Raw genomic sequence first — 18718 nt, 5'->3', positions numbered from 1 at the left:
CATGAGCATGCGTTAGCAGACTCATTGAATGCTCAACAGCGCTACTCCTGAGCTGCCTGTGAAGCGCTTATTAATTCCTCAAAGCTAACTTCTTTATTGGTTACATTCGCTTTACCTAGCACGAAGTTAATGACATTGTTTTCAACCACGTATGCTTCTATCTCAGCAAGGTTCTTCTGATTCGAATAATACCAGCGCACAACTTTCTTTGGATCCTCGTAGCTTTTTGAAAATTTGTCTACCTCAATTCGGATTTGCTCTGGTTTAGCCTCCAGCTTATGCTCCTTCACTAACTCAGACAGAATTAACCCGAGCTTTACCCGGCGCTCAGCCTGCTGCTTAAATATTTCTGTCGAGATCAGAGTCTTAACTGAATCTGGCACGCCGCGGCGTGCCAGATCCTGACGCTCTATTTCAATCAGCCGATGCCAATCTTGTTCGATTAGCACATTCGGTGCATCGAAGTCAGCAAGACTTAATAGGGAATCCATTACCTGATTTTTTAGGACAGCCTGCGTACAGCGCCTTACCTCGCGTTCTAGATTATTTTTGATCTCCAAACGTATCTTTTCTAAGTTGCTATCTGCAATACCGGGAGACTTAGAAAATTCCGTATCGATTGCGAGCGGATGAAGACGTTCAATTTTTTTGATGTGAATTGCGAAGCATACAGTTTTACCAGCTATATCTTTAAAATAAGAATCGACTGGAAACTTGAGGCTACACTCCCTGGACTCCCCTACTTTTAAACCTAGCGTCGCTTGTCCAAACTCTGTTAGGATCGGGCTTTTGCCTGGCACAAATGTAAAATTCTCTGCGCTAGCCCCGGAAAATTCTTTGCCGCCGATCTTGCTTACGAAGTCGACTGTTACGCAATCACCGCTCTGCACACCTACATCATCTCCGATCAATCCAGGCTCGTTTGTATTATTAGGAGAGCGGAAACACATCCGCTGTTTGTATAAAATTTCAAGAATACGGTCAACTTCAGTATCGCCAATTGTTGTTATTTTCCGCTGTATTTCTACACTCGAGATGTCGCCAAGCTTTATTATCGGATAGACCTCAAAAGTCGCATCAAATATATACGTGTCACTTTCCAAGGATTCTTTGTTCGCTTCGAAGCTCGGTTGTCCCGCGACTTGCAGGCTCTCAGCGCTACCAATATCGAAGAACTCCCGGCTAAGCCTCTCTCTTAGTATTTCTATCTTAAGCTGGTTAGTGTACCGTTGTGCAACTATTTTCAATGGCACTTTTCCGGGGCGAAAACCAGGAATGCGGACATTTTTTGACAGCCTGCGTATACGTTCCTCAATTTCTTTTTGGATAACCTTCTTCGGTAACAAAATCGTTATACACCGCTGAAGTTTACCGAGGTTTTTTATAACGTTAGCCATGAATCTTATCTATTCTCAAGTATTCGAATGCCTAGTTCTCAGAGCGCCATGCAAGAGCTAGCCCGATATATAGCAAGTTTACTCTGTATAGCGCACAATTTTCCCTTACTAGACTCTATTGGATTTGTTCCATAGATGACGGTCTATAAGCTTGTTTTGTTAATGCAGTTTGCCCTCTATTGTCGATTCGACAGCTAGTACTAAGGGGGGCTTTCAAAACAGCACGCTATGTCACGTTTATGGAGATACGGTGCACGCTTAGCGTGCTATTTTCTAGCTATTATGCTTGATCCCGGCGCTCTACTGCGAAGTGGTATCGTCACGTTGAATTTAGATCTTAAACTCCTTAGTAGGAGAAATACTATATGCTTGTTTTAAGCAATCTAGACCCCCAATCTTTTATTTGGCATACATATGCTTAAAGACTATCAGAATTAAATATGAGTCCTAATTAAAAAGTACAAATTAGCACCTTTATTACAAATGCCTGTATGAACCTAACCGTTTGCATATCGGAACAATTTGTCATACAACTAACTTAGTACACTGTATGAGTGCTACTTGCTATATCACGGAATTATATAATTGCAAAAACTAACTAAAATAACGATATCCTAGGCTGGGATACTTGGCCAGGTGTTTGCTTGGGCACATAACGTAGAGGGTATCAGGACACAGAAATGATTGTCTCGTATGCTAAAACGAATATGTTGCAAACACCGGCCGATACTCATAACCGATGTTTAACCTATACTTATGGTAGCATTCTGGTTTTTAAAAAATTGTGTTGATCGTTTTTAGACAACCCCGACTCTTGGGGAGCTAAGCGTCAATCTCAGAAGTAAGGCGAGAAATGTCTTTTACCTAACAAAATATTCAGCACTTTGCTACGAAAGATTTAACATTTTTGATGTTAAAAGAGATGCCAGGATTACTAACGATGATAATTCATATAACAGATTAAGTCTTGCGCATAAACCCCGTAGCTGCTTCATGATAAACGTAAACACGTAAACGGTAAAGCCATGGTACGAGGAAGGGGACTCGAACCCCTACACCCTTGCGGGCATCAGGATCTAAACCTGGTGCGTCTACCAATTTCGCCATCCTCGCATCTAGGGATAGATTGTATATTACCCGATTGTGCTATTTTATTTTGTGTTAGCCTCAGAGGCTGTCGCTACGCATTGGATATTCTAACAAATTTTCTTCGCGTTGTCTGCGCTGTAAATATAGTAAATGCTAAGCTTCAGCTCTTCTCGTGCATCATATGCCGCACATGATTCTTTACCTTTTGTTTTGTGTGAATATTTATAATTATTGCCAACAAAAAGCTGCACCAGTTGGATCTAGTACATATTACGCTTTTCAGCGTGCACCGTTGACAGCGCAACCCTTATTGACGGCGCTATATGCATTGCATCAAAAGCTTGCTGAAAGCATCAGCGATGCAAGTGATCCCGCTGTTGGACACGTTAAATTTACCTGGTGGCAAAGTGAATTGAGTGCCCTTGCACAGGACATACCAACCCATCCAGCAACGCAAGCGATAGCGAGCCTTATACCAGCATGCCCGCCGATCGGGACGTTTATGACATGGTTGTCGGGCTATCAGATGGACCTGAACCGGGTCCGCTATATCGACTTCTTAGAATTGCAGCATTACTTAGAAAAAGTGGGGGCTACATTGGCGAATACAATAGCCAGAGTCACAGCGTGTGACCTATCTACCTTGGCGTCGGGGGGCACCGAGATTAGGGCGAGCTACTGCTTGCAAGTATTGTTGAGCGCACTGGCGCGCACGCTCGATGTGGCCGCATCTACATACCCATCGATGAGATGCAGCAATTTAGTGTGACAGCTGACGATATCCTACACTCTCGTTACAGTAAAGGCTTTACACAATTGATGTCGTTCCAAGTGGAACGTGTGCGTCGCGCCCTTACTGAAGCTCTTGACACGATGCCCTTATTCGAACGAAAAACGCAGCGCGTGCTCCGTGCACAGCCTATATGTTGCTAGAACTGCTCCACGAAGTAGAGGTAGAACTATCGCATGCTGCATCAGCGCATCGCGCTGATGCCTCTACGCAGGTTATGGATTGCTTGGTGCGCGCGTTAACGTACTGGCACCAGCTACCTCTCTCTCCTTCTAACGAATAATTATTATTTAAGTTGCTTCTAATAACCTCAGCTCGCACCGAGCTACACGCTGATTAGAAGTAATATCTTAACGCTCTAATGGAGGAGAGACCTTGTATAAGGCTATTATCAATTAATAATGAGAAACTAAATAAGATATTATAATGATTAATAGTCTGATAACTGTGTGACATTCTAGAATGTTTCGCACGCGTTTACTTAATTTAGTGTTACTGTGCGGGTTTTCATCAGAAAATCCTATGCTTTTTAGTTAATTGTATAAATAGTATATTGAACTATACTTGTATAGTAGATAATAAGGCGCGTAAGAGCATGGATTCCACATAGTACTAATTATCCTTAAAAACGCGCTGTGATAAAAAAGATCCAATACCTGAATTTATATATTCGCGATACTGTTTGCCTTCGAAGGAAATCTTAGCTTTAACTATTCTTCCCCTGTAAACGGTAAATTATATTTGTGAACGCTAATGGAGAGTACGCAATCTTGTTTTATTCACTACTTACATCATAGCCGAGCAACGCATAGGCCGACTAGAGCTTTAGTGCTTTAGTGTAGCTATCTATAAATGATGGCGTGGTTCACGCCCCCGTTAAATAGAATTACCCACTTACATATAGTCAGCGACTATAAAGTCTAAGCTGAGGAGTGGATCGGCCGTTACAGCATAGCCATACTCTAATAGTATTACTACTACGTCTGAATTGGCATTGTTATTTTAGTATGCTAATGCAGCATGCTGGCTCAGTGGCTGGCAAGCAGCACTACGGCTTGGGCTTCAACCGCCTCGCCACGGCCGAGATAACCTAGATTCTCGTTAGTCTTCGCTTTGATATTAATAACAACGCTGTTTACATCAAGATCTATCGCAATGTTCTCGCGCATTGACGGAATGTACTTAGCTAGCTTAGGCTGTTGTGCAATCATGGTGCTATCTACGTTAACGATATGATAGCCAGCTTGTGCCACGCGTCGTGCTGCCTCGCGTAATAGTACGCGGCTGTTAGCGCCTGCAAGGTTGGGGTCGGCGGTGGAAAAGTGATGGCCAATATCACCTAGTGCCGCGCCGCCGAGTAGCGCATCCGTGATTGCGTGCAGCAATACATCAGCGTCTGAATATCCGAACAGCCCGTATTCATAAGGTACCGTTACCCCGCCAAGCACTAGCGGCCGTCCTAGTATGAGTCTATGCACGTCGTAGCCCTGGCCAATTCGAAAATTCATTCGTTGCTCTCCACACTATATTAAGTAGATTGAGTATCGCGAGATACGCGTAGCCTAATTCAGCACCGTGCATCATGCGTGAGGAACGCTTCAGCTAACGCGAAATCTTCCGGATATGTCACTTTGAAGTTACGCATACTGCCTTGTACAACCTGGGGAGCATAACCCATCAATTCGAGCATGAAAGACTCGTCAGTTATCGAACTGTCATCTATCCGAGCTTGCATAATCGCGTTTCGCAACGCCCCGATACGAAACATTTGCGGAGTCTGCGCCTGCCACAAATAGTTTCGAGGCTCAGTTGAGCCGATGCGTAATATCGTCGGCCTATCGCTAATCGAAGTACACTGCAGCGTATTAACGCGCTTAAGCGTATCGACCATTGGTATCGCTATAATACCACCAATAGGATCATCTCGTACGGCGGCTATTAGAGCGCGGATTAATTCCGGCGTGATACCTGGTCGGGCCGCATCGTGAACTAGAACCCAGTCATCAGAACGTGCGCCGAATTCGGATAGTTCAAGTAATCCATTATGCACAGATTCATGTCTGATTTTGCCACCGCATCGCTTAACTGTATAGCGCAATGCGCCCAAGGCACGCGGGTTGAAATAGGTATCGTCAGGCGCAAGGACTACGAGTGTTTGGGTAAATTCCGAGCATGCATCAAATGCGGCTAGTGAGTAGTACAACAGGTTATGTCCTGCAATTATCCGGTACTGTTTTGGAATTAGAGAACCAGAGCGCGAACCAATACCGGCGCAGAGAATTAGGGCAAACAAGTGGGAAGTCACAAAAGTCGCACAATTCATACAGAGTCAAAATGAAAGACAGATTTTATAATAAGAGCTTCTAGTTGTCAGACGCAATTCTCTTACTTGATCATGCTACATTACTCTGCCGCCCTCCCTAATCTACCGTCTATCTGCCCTTTCCCATTCCTAAAGGGGGGGCGGCGCTATGTATTCGATGGCGTATTAAGGTCGGCTGATTCGTTATTAATTACGCGCTATTATTTGGCTTATCGTAATCGTATACCGATGCTTACGCTTATCTGCTCGAGTGCGGCTGATGCACAGCGACTGCAGCAGGAAATAGGCTATTTCTTGCCCGGCGCAAGCGTTCAGCTTCTGCCGGACTGGGAAACCCTGCCATATGATACCTTGTCTCCGCACAAAGACCTCGTCTCAGAACGACTTTCTACACTATTCTATTTAGGCTCAGGACGCTGCGACATACTCATTGTCCCAGCTATAACTGCGTTGTATCGGATGCCACCGATTACATTCATGGCCACATACACTTGCGAGTTTAAGCAAGGCCAAAAGCTAGACGAAGTTAAGCTAAAGTCGAGGTTGTCACTATCAGGCTATGAACACGTGACCCAGGTTGTGCATCCAGGCGAATACTGTGTGCGTGATTCATTGATCGATTTGTTTCCGATGGGTTCCTCAATACCTTATCGAATCGACCTTTTCGACGATCGGATCGATTTGATTCGTGCATTCGATCCTAATACGCAGCGTAGTCTGTACCCGGTGTGTAACATACTCTTGCTGCCGGGACGTGAATTTTCATTTGATAAGCCCGCTCGCGATGCGTTTCGTAGTCGATGGCGCGCTGAATTTGAGGGTAATCCCTCTCGGGCGCAGATCTATCGGGATATTGGCGATGGTATAGCGTCATCGGGTATCGAATACTACCTACCACTCTTTTTCGAAGATACTGCAACTCTCTTTCACTACCTGCCTAAGCACACACATTTAGTGATGATTGGCAATATTAAGGAGTCGATACGACAATTTAGCACCGAAACGAAGCAGCGGTACACGCTTCTATCGCATAACCGTGAATGTCCAATCCTATCGCCTGAGCGACTATTTCTATCCGAGCAGGACTTTTTCAACTCAGTCAGACCGTTTGCGCGACTTTTACTAGGTTCGAAACTATCAGATAATAAAACAGAACGCTGGTCGATGCCTCTTCCATCACTAGCAATTGATCATCGCGCGCATGATTCGCTCAGCGCGCTACGTCGCTATCTCAGCATAACAGAGCAGCGAGTTCTGCTTTTCGCTGAGTCATCTGGTCGCCGCGAAACTATCGCTCAATTGCTTGCTGATCATCATCTTCAGATATCTCTATTCGATTCTTTCGAGGAATTTATACAAAGCGATGCATCATTCGGGCTAGCTATTGCACCTATTGCATACGGTTTTGTTTTACCAGGCGAACATATTGCGTTAGTTACCGAAACTGAGCTATATGGCCCACTTGCTCGCCGAGCTGTGCATCATCGGCGCCAGAAACAAGATACTAGCAATGTCGACTCAATGGTACGCGACCTATCAGAGCTAAGAGTTGGTGATCCTATTATTCATAGTCACTACGGAATAGGACGGTATATGGGCCTAGTACTAATGGATATAGGTGAAGGCGATACCGAGTTTGTACATCTAGCGTACCAGGGTGACAGTAAGCTTTATGTTCCAGTGTCCCAATTGCACGTGATTTCTCGCTACAATTCTGCTGATCCGGATAATGCTCCACTCCAGGCACTTGGCTCTGGGCAGTGGGAAAAATCTAGGCAGCGTGCTGCTCAGCATATTCGAGATACAGCAGCGGAGCTATTGAACCTATATGCACGCCGTGCCGCTCGTCAGGGCCATGCGTTTTCTCTAGATCCGATCGACTACATGCGCTTCTCAAAAAGCTTTGGTTTTGACGAGACACCAGACCAGGCCGCCGTTATATCAGAAGTCATCAACGATATGACTAGTGAGCAATCAATGGACAGACTGGTGTGCGGCGATGTCGGATTTGGTAAGACCGAAGTAGCACTACGCGCGGCTTTTATTGCAGTATTTAATGGTAAGCAGGTAGCTTTTTTAGCACCGACAACATTACTAGCCGAGCAGCATATGCAGACTTTCACCGACCGTTTTTCTAATTGGCCGGTTCGGATTTCTGAGTTATCACGGTTCCAGTCTGCCAAGGAAGTCAACGCTACAATCCAAGAGATCAATAATGGTAATGTTGATATTGTAATTGGCACTCATAGACTTCTATCTGTAGATATGCGTTTCAAGCGCCTAGCACTTGTCATCATCGACGAGGAGCACCGATTCGGCGTACAGCAGAAAGAGGCTCTGAAATCGCTACGCGAGGAAGTAGATGTATTAACATTAACGGCCACCCCTATCCCTCGTACGCTAGGTATGGCACTAGAGGGATTACGGGACTTCTCAATTATTGCTACCCCACCTCAAAAGAGATTGGCTATTAAAACCTTTGTGCGGCATGAGGAGGACAGCATAATACGCGAGGCTGTGTTGCGTGAGCTCAAGCGCGGTGGCCAAGTCTACTTTCTGCACAACGAAGTTGAGTCGATCGACAGACGCCGAACAGCGCTAGAGGTACTGGTACCTGAGGCATGCATTGCAGTAGCGCATGGCCAGATGCACGAGCGCAAGCTCGAACGCGTAATGCGCGATTTTGTAGCGCAGCGAGTTAACGTTCTGTTATGCACGACAATTATAGAAACTGGGATAGACGTGCCAAACGCGAACACGATCCTAATTCATCGCGCTGATAAATTCGGTCTTGCTCAGCTGCATCAGTTGCGAGGCAGAGTTGGTCGTTCTTATCATCAAGCGTATGCCTACTTACTTCTCAACGATCTACAATCATTAACATGTCAAGCCCAGAGACGCCTAGAAGCTATCCAAAAAATGGAGGAATTAGGGAGTGGCTTCCATCTTGCAATGCAAGATTTAGAGATACGCGGCACCGGAGAAGTTCTAGGCGAAAAACAATCTGGAGACATCCAAGAAATTGGGTTCCAACTCTACACTAATATGCTCAACAATGCCGTACGCGCGTTAAAGGATGGACGTGAACCAGACTTAAATGCGCCCCTAGCTATTACAACCGAAATTAACTTGCATATGCCAGCAATCCTACCCGCTGAATATTGCAATGACGTACCACAGCGCTTATTACTATATAAGCGCTTAGCTAGTTGTGAGACACCTGATGATATCAATAGCATTCATGAAGAATTAATTGATCGCTTTGGGAAGTTGCCAATACAGACGCAGGCGCTTCTTGAAACCCATCGATTAAGGCTGCTTGCTAAGCCGCTAGGTATTCTAAAGATTGACGCATCGGAAAATATAATCTGGATTCAATTTATGACAAATCCAGCAATAGACCCGGGGCGTGTTATTAAAATGATGCAGAAATTCAGCTATATTAAATTAGCAGGGCAAGATAAATTACAGGTTAAACTACACAGCCCTGACCTGGAGAGCCGCGTCAAGACGATCACAGAAACACTACAGGCCCTTAGTATGCAGCGTGAGCACTCTTTAAATGCGTGAGTTAGATTTCGTATGTACTATTAAAATGATGACCTCATGCTTGATAAGAGATTTGTTATAGTTGCTTGGGTTATATTTTAGGCAAAGCAAGGTTCATTGAGAGATTGGTAAATAACTGAGTTTAAAAAAAGAAAATAGTCTATTCATAGACTATTAAAGCTCCAAGAATCCCGATCCTCAGAATCAGCGTATTTTTAATATGAGAACTTACACCCAGCTTAAATCTGATGCCGGATTATTTCTTAGTACGTCATTTAAGCACATATACTTCATGTGTATATCGTACGATTGCATGATGCGAAAACACGAAAGTCCCCCTGGAGGCTAATCTGTATCGACTATTTATATATAGGTGAATTTGCGCACAGACATTCAAAATGTGCCCTTATCTCACTTTTATAAACCCAGAATTGATACTGGGGCTGTAAGCGAATAATGTTTTGTGGGCACACTATACTAGTAGCCTATCAATAAGATTGTCTTCGGCCCCTAGACGCGCAGTACATACAAACTACCTTAGAAAATCTGTGCACGTGTTATCTAAATTAGATATGATTCATATATGACTTAAGAGATCTAATCATCAGATAGTAACCCCTTTCATTTTATTAGGAAGGCAGCATTATATAGATCTTGTTTACGTAGGTTCGTTTTAGATAAAAAGTAGTTACAAAACTATTTGTACTATAATTATGCTCGCGGCTGATAGAACTAATAATCTTCGATGGATAGCACGACTTTCTTCATTACTATGCGATAGTCTGGCCTAGAAAGCTACACACAACCGACGCGAGTTGATCTAAATTTAAAAATCAACACTTTTTAAAAATCAACACTTAATTAAGTGTATAAACAAGGATTTACAGCCTCGAATAATAATTGACTAATATTTCCACTAGCAATAACTCCAATTTTTGGGGATCAAGGTCCTAGCCAGGCACTGATGTGCGAATTACTGCAGTACCTAGCCCGGTATAAGTAAAGCAACTACGAACACAACATACTCTTATCTGGAGTGCCATAGAAGTAGCGCTTACTACTCTAAGGAGTAAAGCAGTCTAGTTCTGTTTAGACGAACATGTCGAGATAAGGTCATAATTTTATTAACGTATACTATTCCGCTATCGTGTTCAGATTATAAATGCGCTCGCAAACCATGTTTTTAATATGTATTCGCTACTACTAAACTGTACGCGAAGTATTAGTCTTACAACTATCTACCCAGCCCCCATCTTACTCGGAGCTGATACGCAGGTGTAGTTTAATCAATGGAGAAATTTATGTCGGTACTAAATATTATCTTTCGTACAATTAAGGGTCTACTAAACGACGCAGCGGAATCGGTTCGGGACCCGTCGAGTGAGGCGCGGCAGATTGTACGTGAACTTGACGAGAGTATTGCGAAAGCAGAGGACTCTCTTATTGAGATCGAAGCACAGGTCTCGATGCAACGCAGCAAGCATGATATTGCCGATAACAAAGTAGAAAAGTATGAAGACGGAGCGAAACGTGCTCTACAAGCTGGCGATGAGGCACTAACTCGAGAAGCACTTAATGCGCAGATAAATGCACGGGCCGAACGTGACGCGATTGCGAAAGAACTTGCAGCATTAGAGCCATCACTTGAGCAGCTCAAAAAGCAAATAAATGAGATGCACGAACGGCGTAACAACTTAAATACCCGCTCGAAAATCTTACAGGCTGAGCAGCATATTGCTCAGGCAAAGAATACGGCTGCTACCGCTCTAGGTGGCATAGGCAGCCAAAACCTTGCAAAAGATTTCCGTGAACTTGAGGAAAAAGTCGCGTTGCAAAACGCGCGCTCTGACTCGCGTCTAAACTCAGTTAATGAGCGGATCGGAAAATCACTAGATGCTAAGCTAGCAGTCCTATCTAAAGGAGGCTCTGTAGACGATTGTCTTGAGGTCTTAAAAAAGAAGATTGGCAAAACTATTTAGTCGTAAATCACGTGCTTTATATGCTGGCTTAGGCTTATATAGCCAATCAAACGATGAAAAAACTACTGTCAATTATCTTGGCTACTAGCGCTGTTATCACAGCATGGACTTTAGCTTTTGCAGAACCCAGTATGCATCAGGTCAACAATGCAATTGCACAGGGCAACTGGCAGAAAGCGCATAGCCAGCTTGTTCAAGTATTGCGTGTACATCCAAATAGCACTTATGCGCACTATCTATACGGCCAGGTACTCGCCAGGGAGGGCCAAGCTTCGGATGCGCTATCTGAGCTCCAGAAAGCTCGCTTGCTTGACCCCGAACTAAGATTTTCCTCTAGTGCTGAACAGTTTAACGCTATCGAGGCATATCTTCAGCGAGAGTCTAAGCGCGCGATAAAAAACAACAAGCCGTCACTAATCGCGCCTGTGCAGCGGCAAACTATATCAAGGAATATGTGGATCGGCTTTATTATCCTACTCACTTTAGTTATATTGTTAGTGCGACGCACTGTATTACGCACGCGCTTGGATAATAATACTCTCGAGCAAGAGCATCGTCGAGCGCAACTTAAGCATGTGACCGAACTACTAAATACAACGCGCTCACTTAGGCTCGATATGCGTCTCTCGATGGAGGATAGATATGAGGTACTACTTAGTAAGGTCGATACAATCGAAAGAGAGTTATGTGACTTAACCGATAAGCTTGCAAACAAGACTACTTCAATACAAAACTATGTACTCGAGCATCTCGAGTCGCGTCTAACAAGCATTCAAGCTCAATCTGCAGCCCAATCTAATTTGGGGGTTGCTACAAGCAATATAGTTAATAGTGCCGGAAATTTATCAAGCAAGGGGGGTGCTTCTATATATAAGCAAGAAGCTGACCGGCTTATTTATACACAAGACAATTTTCAAAAACAATCTACACAACCGCAACCAACTGTAATCGTGCAGCAAACTAGCGACAACAGATATGGTATGAGCGGTTTATTAGCGGGCATGCTGTTCGGACAAATTCTTAGAAACGTTCCTGAGCAGGTGATTGTCAACAATAACCGTCAGTGTGATCATCTGGATATGCCACTTAATTCAGGACTTGACATCAGTAACAGAAACGACGACTGGGATGATATGGCAGGTGGTAACATAGATATCGGGGATAATGATAACTCAAACTGGACTTGAATACCGCTTTACGGCCTGAATACTTCGCGATATTGGTAGCTAACATTAGCAGGTTTTCTAGTCGTGAACATTATAATCTACAATTACGTAGGGCTCGCGTTCTCTAAGCAAGTACCTAGTACAGCTTTCTATTTTAGGTCAAACTATATCTTATCCATATAGAAAATCTACCACAACCGCAGGCTAAGCTCTAAAACAGAATGCGTTATCGTGCTTCTGTGTTTTTATAGTAACCTATCTCTTCATGTTTATTTTGGTATATAGTTATATACAGTTTATATTCTGAAGTTATATTTAAAATGTAATAATTTTTTAAACAAAATTCATTTTTAATTGTGTAGTAACGCAGACTTATTGACTATCTATTAGCATCGGATCTATATATTTATCTGGACAAATATGCGATAGCTGAGTGTTTATATCAACTGCAATATGGTCAAAATATGCCAAGAATTTAATTTAGTTAGAGCCATGTCTATAAAACGTTGTAGTTAAAATTAATTTTTAATAAATTCTAGGTGCTCCAGGTGTTTTTATTGCTCGTGCTTGGATGCCTGTGTATCTATATAAGGCTTGTGCTATATTTTTATATTAAAGAATGTCTGGTCTGTAGAACCTTGCTGCTACCACGGTGTTCTATAACTTACCGCCGATAAAATTTATGGGGTGGCCGATGGGTCTCGAACCCACGACAACAGGAATCACAATCCTGGACTCTACCAACTGAGCTACGGCCACCACTGTAAGAACTGATACATGCTAATACATTTAGTATACCGCCTAAAGTTCTTCTGACAAGTGTATGCAAATGTTTTATATTTTTCTAGCAAAAGTGGGAAAAAATATTGGGCTAGATATGAACTTACTTAAATGTAATATACATGATGTAATCATACTGAATTAATTAAGTAGGCATTTAATGTGACGCATATGCCTTATCGAAGGTATGCAGAATGCCGGTAGACAACTTCTGGGGATCTGATAATGCGCGACGCCACTTTCTCGCGCCAGGTTGATTACGATAAAGTCCTAGTATATGTCGCGTGATGGCGCTAATGTGGATGCCACGAGCATACTCAGCACAAATATACTCGATCATCTCCTGCTCGACTTCACTGCGTGTTCGCACCACAGCCGACGGATTGTAGAAGAATTTATCAACATCCGCCAGAAGAAAAGGATTATGATAAAACTCGCGCCCGATCATCACGCCATCAACGTAATGCAAATGTTCATGCGCCTCGTGTAGTGTCTTGATGCCACCATTAATAATAATTTCGAACTCAGAGAAGTCACGCTTTAACCTATAAGCATAGTCATATTTTAACTCTGGAATTTCACGATTCTCTTTAGGAGATAGTCCATGCAGCATCGCGTTTCGTGCATGGACGATAAATACTCGACACCCCCCTTGCGCTACAGTGCCCACAAAGTCACGCACGAATTCATAGTTATCGATTTCATCTACACCAATCCGGTGCTTAACCGTTATTGGTATTGTCACCCTATCACATATTGCTTGCACGCAATTAGCAACTAGCGTTGCTTCCTTCATTAAGGATGCACCGAATGCGCCGCGTTGCACTCGCTCGGACGGACAGCCACAGTTTAGATTAACTTCATCATAGCCCCAACACTCGGCGAGCTTTGCGCAGCGGGCAAGCTCTCCTGGATCGCTTCCACCAAGCTGCAATGCAATTGGGTTTTCCTCTGGCATAATTGATAGATGTCGCGCAATATTGCCGAACAACAGCGCGCGGCTTGTTACCATTTCAGTATACAAGTAGACATGGCGGGATAACTTCCGATGAAAGTATCGACAATGGCGATCAGTACAGTCCATCATTGGTGCGACGCAAATGCGTCGAGCGTGATGAGTTTCGAAGTATCTCATCGGAATAACGGGCAGAGGATATGTAGGTATAGCAGGCATACTTTACCACTTTTAGTAGTCTTATATCCTGTGTTTTATTTAAACTATCTACCGTAATCTATCAAAAAATCCCTAATTTAGGAATCATTACATCATGACTTATACTTATTACAGTACAGTAGCTGAGAACCGTTAATAGTTGTTGCTAGAAACAGATCGTCTCGCTATATAGTAAAAAGGTTTTAGTAACTTGAATTACATTGCTTAAATAAGCGTGTTGTTGTCAACGTATATCTAAAATTCAGGATCTGAAATCGCATGAAATATGTGACGCAGGGCTCAGAAATAAGTTTTATTAGTGATAGGCAAACTACGATCCCCGCATGGAAGCAGGTTTCACTTTTATCAAAGTGAATCATAGTCAAAAAGTTTTCCCAGAGGGAGCAATAGAATTTCCAAACTTTAAATTAACTACTGCACGCGATAAGGTAGGTAACTTATAAAGCCCGATAAACTAACAAATAATATCCCTGCGGGGACGACCCTATTGCTTAGCGAGCTCTAGAATTAATTTAAATATAAATCATATTAGTCAGATGGAAACACTTTATTATCTTGCTGTTATTTTATGGGATTTTCCCATATAGCTTTGCATACTAGTTTAATACTAGTATGCAGTCGACTGCAGAGCGGTTTAATGATTTATATATCAAGCATGGATTGCTTAATAGGGGTAGCGACATGGATTTACTTTAGTAAATCGCCAGTATTACTGGTCGGCGCCGTAATAAATACTAGCAACAGTATCTGTACCGTATACGGCCACCTAGAGAAATGGTTGCACCGAGCAAGTAGCTGGGCGAAGTTACTTTATCAAGCTTAAAAAAGCATACGCAATTTATGAAGTTAGGCTTCAAGCTTCAGGCTTCTCGCCGATTTGATGTTCGCTATTGGGCTACCCTATTACGATAGTAGCAATTAGTAAATTGCAATATAAAGTAAATACAGCCAGTATAATTCGCCCTTAGTCAGAAGTTTATATTTGAATAGATGGCTCATTTTGTATTGCTTTCGATAAAGCGGCAAGATAACGTACAAAAAATTTTAAGCCTCTTGAGATATTCAAGAATATAATAAGCTTCACCTTGGTAAAATAATTGACTTTCAAGTCAAGGGCGTTGGCTCACTTATCTCCGTGCTTAGTTCTCTATATTTACTCGCACGTAAGTGCTTATTCCGCATGGATGCGGAAACTGTTCATTATTTAACACTTCATCTGCTAGACACAGCTGCCCACGCTGGCCTCTTACGTTACCTTGTCCCGAATATTCCTGATACGCCGCGCACAGTGATGGGTTTGACATTTCCGAATATAGTAGGACTTGCTGCTGGCCTAGATAAGAACGGCGAGTACATCCGCGGGTTAGCAGCGCTCGGATTTGGTTTTATCGAAATTGGAACAGTGACGCCGCGTCCGCAGCCAGGCAACCCCGGCTCTCGACTATTCCGACTGCCACAGGCTAATGCCTTGATTAATAGAATGGGTTTTAATAATAACGGCGTGGATTCCCTCATCTCTAACTTGAGAGGCGTATACTATCGCGGCGTGCTGGGCCTAAACATTGGTAAAAACGCAGATACAGCGATTGAGCGTGCAGTCGATGACTATCTGTACTGCTTAGAACGTGTCTATCCTTTCGCTAGCTATATTGCAATTAATATCTCATCGCCAAATACCAAGAACTTGCGAAAGCTTCAAGCTCCTGTTGAACTATCTGCTCTATTAGGCGTGCTCAAAGAGAAGCAACAGCGCCTTGCGGACTTTCATGGTAAGCAGGTGCCACTAGTACTGAAAATCGCACCAGACCTAGATGACGAACAAATCAAATTACTTGCAGATACGTTATTACAGCATCACATCGATGGCGTAATCGCGACTAATACAACATTATCTCGCGCTAAAATTCAGGGTTTACCCCATAGCAATGAAGCTGGCGGGCTATCTGGTCGGCCGCTGCTAAACTCATCTAACCAAGTAATTCAAAAACTATACCTGCAATTAGGCGGCGCTATACCAATTATAGGCGTAGGAGGAATTCTAAGCGGCGAGGACGCGAATACAAAGCTTACAGCTGGTGCTTCGTTAGTACAAATTTACACCGGCCTAATCTATCGAGGCCCAAGTCTAATAGACGAATGCGTGCGTGCTACCGCTAGTTATTACGATTCGTGTGTAGTATAGGCTTTCAGTTTCTAGTATAAAAGTTTCCCTTTTTCACTACTACTAAAAGAAAAAATAATGAATCTTTCGCCGCTTAGGCAGTGGATTGCAGCGACGTTAGTTAGCGTCGCGCTTGGCGCAGTATCTGTATCTACACGAGCTACTAATCTGCTTGATCAAGTTCAGCAGCGTGGTACGCTACGTATCGGTCTTGAAGGAACGTATCCGCCATTTAATGCTCGCAATAGCCATAGAGAACTCGTAGGCTATGACGTGGATGTAGCCAAGGCGATTGCGATGCGACTTGGCGTAAAGCCTGAATTTGTTGCGGCTGAATGGAGTGGCGTCCTTGCTGGGCTGCAAGCTGGGAAGTTTGATATAGTCGTGAATCAAGTTGGCATAACATCAACTAGATAGAAGATTCTAGTCGCAGGTCGTATTGACGCGGTACTAAATGATCGTCTAATGCTAGCATACCTTCTTGAGAATACTACTCTATCATTACGGCCAGGCGATACGCTAGGACAGCAGGAAAAGATAGGTATCCCATTTAAGAAAGATAACCCTAAGTTTTCTAAGGTTATTGTTAATATTATTGACCAATTGAAATCGGATCGAACGCTGCCCAATATTTCTCGCAAGTGGTTTAAAGTCGATGTAACTCAATCACTAAAGTAAGTTACCATCTTGATATCACAGTTGATGTTATTGCTATACGTTGCACCAGCGCTTGCTGCGGGTGCCTTACTAACGATTAAATTTGCGCTGCTATCAATAGTGTTTGGGTTAGTAGGGGGTATACTGATCACACTAATAAGTATTAGTGTGATCAGCGGTGGTGCGTGACTGCAGCCCGAGCATACATCAGTATTATGCGTGGAACACCGCTACTGATTCAGATTTTTGTTGTTTACTATGGCCTGCCAAGCGTAGGGATTGAGTTAGATCCGACTCCAGCTGGAGTATTGGCATTATCAGGAAACGTCTCGGCCTATCTTTCTGAGAATATGCGTGGTGCAATTCTAGGTATTGCTCGCGGCCAATGGCTAGCTGCATATAGTCTTGGCTTATCTTATCAGCAGACGCTTTGCTACGTGATCGCTCCACAAGCGCTGCATATTGTGCTGCCGAGCCTGCCTAATAGCTTCATTGGTCTTGTTAAAGATACCTCGCTTGTATCGGTAATCACCGTAACAGAGCTACTGCGCAGCGCGCAAGAAGTAATCGCCGCCACCTATCAGCCGTTGCCTCTTTATATCGGCGTGGCATGTATATACTGGGTGCTTTGTCATCTGCTTGAGAAGTTCCAGCACTGGCCTGAAGCCCATCTTGCACTGCCTATAGGACACTAAGCTAGTATGTACTCAGCATTGAAAATGCCGATTTCACTAAGAAGGACAAACGTCCTGTAGATTTAGCTATATTTAAATTTAAATAATTAAAGTGCATTATCACTCTCGATGTGACATAAATGATGAAATTCCCTATTAAGATACTTTATATAGCGATAACCTAAGGGTTTGTATTAATTAAAATCTATAGTACATCAGTATACGATGAAGTATACTGAAGCATACGTATTACGTATCGCTAATATATAGCGGCATGCATCCACTCGATATACAACACCCACAGGAAAGTTGATAGACAATTACTTGATTACACAAAATCTTTCCCCTATAGGGGAAAGGTCGTATGCGATATATACTTGACTACCACTGAGATAATGCAATACCTGGTGTACTTATATCACTAATTACGCGAAGCTGAGCGGATCTGATTTCTACGCTCAATAAAAAACTGACTTAGCTGATGTGAGCATGTATCAGCTAATATGCCGCCACTGATACTCGTATGATAATTTAACTGATGCTGCGCAAACACATTTACTACACTGCCGCATGCACCTGTTTTTAAATCATAGGACCCAAATACTACACGCGCAATACGTGCATGTATGATAGCGCCGGCGCACATCAGGCATGGCTCCAGCGTTACGTATAGTTCACATCCTGGCATTCTATAATTAGACAGCGTACGGGCAGCTGCGCGTAAAGCAACTATTTCTGCGTGCGCAGATGGATCATGAGTACTAATTGACTGGTTAAAACCATGTGAAATTACCCTATCGCTCTGCACGATCACGGCACCTACTGGTACTTCACCAACAGCATAGGCCTGACGCGCAGAGGCATATGCTAAAGTCATAAAATAAGTATCGCGAGTCAATAGGACTTCCTTAGACAGGGCGCTATTTCGCATCCAAGCCTCTCTCGAAATGGCCTCTTCTTAATCACTAATCCTATGCGC

At 43.3% G+C, this 18718-nt stretch carries 12 protein-coding genes, 2 tRNA genes and 2 pseudogenes; 9 read left to right on the top strand and 7 right to left on the bottom strand.

The genetic code is table 11. The features are described 5' to 3' along the window. Positions 1-41: 41 nt before the first annotated feature. Both tig and K0T93_RS01825 read right to left on the bottom strand, forming a co-directional pair. Complete coding sequence (gene tig, locus K0T93_RS01830; protein ID WP_225721691.1) at positions 42-1397, bottom strand: trigger factor; 1356 nt, start codon at positions 1395-1397, stop codon at positions 42-44. 1026 nt (positions 1398-2423) lie between these two features. Further along, a tRNA-Leu gene (locus K0T93_RS01825) sits at positions 2424-2510 on the bottom strand. A gap of 190 nt (positions 2511-2700) precedes the next feature. Here K0T93_RS01825 and K0T93_RS01820 point away from each other — a divergent pair. The 3 genes from K0T93_RS01820 to K0T93_RS01815 are packed head-to-tail and all read left to right on the top strand — an operon-like array spanning position 2701 to position 3559. Beyond that, entirely contained in the window at positions 2701-3255 is a 555-nt protein-coding gene (locus tag K0T93_RS01820; protein ID WP_255601768.1) for a squalene/phytoene synthase family protein, read from the top strand. Next, positions 3165-3419 (top strand): squalene/phytoene synthase family protein, encoded by a 255-nt coding sequence (locus K0T93_RS04290; RefSeq protein ID WP_320412667.1) that lies wholly within the window; start codon positions 3165-3167, stop codon positions 3417-3419. Before K0T93_RS01820 ends, K0T93_RS04290 begins: the two co-directional genes overlap by 91 nt. Continuing rightward, entirely contained in the window at positions 3410-3559 is a 150-nt protein-coding gene (locus K0T93_RS01815) for a hypothetical protein (RefSeq protein ID WP_225721690.1), read from the top strand. Before K0T93_RS04290 ends, K0T93_RS01815 begins: the two co-directional genes overlap by 10 nt. Before the next feature lie 745 nt (positions 3560-4304). Here the strand turns inward: K0T93_RS01815 and ispF are convergent. Together ispF and ispD are read right to left on the bottom strand one after the other, a co-directional pair. Next, complete coding sequence (gene ispF, locus K0T93_RS01810) at positions 4305-4784, bottom strand: 2-C-methyl-D-erythritol 2,4-cyclodiphosphate synthase (RefSeq protein WP_225721689.1); 480 nt, start codon at positions 4782-4784, stop codon at positions 4305-4307. A gap of 59 nt (positions 4785-4843) precedes the next feature. Next, a complete protein-coding gene (ispD, locus tag K0T93_RS01805; protein WP_225721688.1) occupies positions 4844-5581 on the bottom strand; it encodes a 2-C-methyl-D-erythritol 4-phosphate cytidylyltransferase in 738 nt (245 codons plus the stop codon). 90 nt (positions 5582-5671) lie between these two features. On the opposite strand from ispD, the gene mfd reads away from it, so the two are divergent. The 3 genes from mfd to K0T93_RS01790 all read left to right on the top strand — a co-directional run bounded on the left by mfd (position 5672) and on the right by K0T93_RS01790 (position 12314). Then, positions 5672-9169, top strand: coding sequence for a transcription-repair coupling factor (gene mfd / locus K0T93_RS01800; RefSeq protein ID WP_225721687.1), 3498 nt, complete (start codon positions 5672-5674; stop codon positions 9167-9169). A gap of 1280 nt (positions 9170-10449) precedes the next feature. Further along, complete coding sequence (locus K0T93_RS01795) at positions 10450-11127, top strand: PspA/IM30 family protein (protein ID WP_225721686.1); 678 nt, start codon at positions 10450-10452, stop codon at positions 11125-11127. A 53-nt stretch (positions 11128-11180) separates the two neighbouring features. Continuing rightward, positions 11181-12314 (top strand): tetratricopeptide repeat protein, encoded by a 1134-nt coding sequence (locus K0T93_RS01790; protein WP_225721685.1) that lies wholly within the window; start codon positions 11181-11183, stop codon positions 12312-12314. A gap of 662 nt (positions 12315-12976) precedes the next feature. Here the strand turns inward: K0T93_RS01790 and K0T93_RS01785 are convergent. Continuing rightward, positions 12977-13052, bottom strand: a tRNA-His gene (locus tag K0T93_RS01785). A 178-nt stretch (positions 13053-13230) separates the two neighbouring features. Beyond that, a complete protein-coding gene (dusA, locus tag K0T93_RS01780) occupies positions 13231-14208 on the bottom strand; it encodes a tRNA dihydrouridine(20/20a) synthase DusA (RefSeq protein ID WP_225721684.1) in 978 nt (325 codons plus the stop codon). A 1174-nt stretch (positions 14209-15382) separates the two neighbouring features. Here dusA and K0T93_RS01775 point away from each other — a divergent pair. The 3 genes and pseudogenes from K0T93_RS01775 (at position 15383) to K0T93_RS01765 (ending at position 17760) form a co-directional block, all read left to right on the top strand. Next, a complete protein-coding gene (locus K0T93_RS01775) occupies positions 15383-16429 on the top strand; it encodes a quinone-dependent dihydroorotate dehydrogenase (RefSeq protein WP_225721683.1) in 1047 nt (348 codons plus the stop codon). Between the two features lie 57 nt (positions 16430-16486). Next, positions 16487-17086, top strand: a pseudogene (locus tag K0T93_RS01770) (transporter substrate-binding domain-containing protein). A 12-nt stretch (positions 17087-17098) separates the two neighbouring features. After that, positions 17099-17760: pseudogene (locus K0T93_RS01765) on the top strand (amino acid ABC transporter permease). Positions 17761-18160: 400 nt separating this feature from the next. Here the strand turns inward: K0T93_RS01765 and tadA are convergent. Beyond that, positions 18161-18670: a tRNA adenosine(34) deaminase TadA gene (tadA, locus tag K0T93_RS01760; protein WP_225721682.1), complete on the bottom strand. Its 510-nt coding sequence runs from the start codon at positions 18668-18670 to the stop codon at positions 18161-18163. Positions 18671-18718: the final 48 nt, after the last annotated feature.

Source organism: Candidatus Vallotiella sp. (ex Adelges kitamiensis) (assembly GCF_020342435.1).
GTDB lineage: Bacteria > Pseudomonadota > Gammaproteobacteria > Burkholderiales > Burkholderiaceae > Mycetohabitans.
Note: the sequence above shows the minus strand (reverse complement) of the source record. Positions and strands in the feature narration are given on the sequence as shown.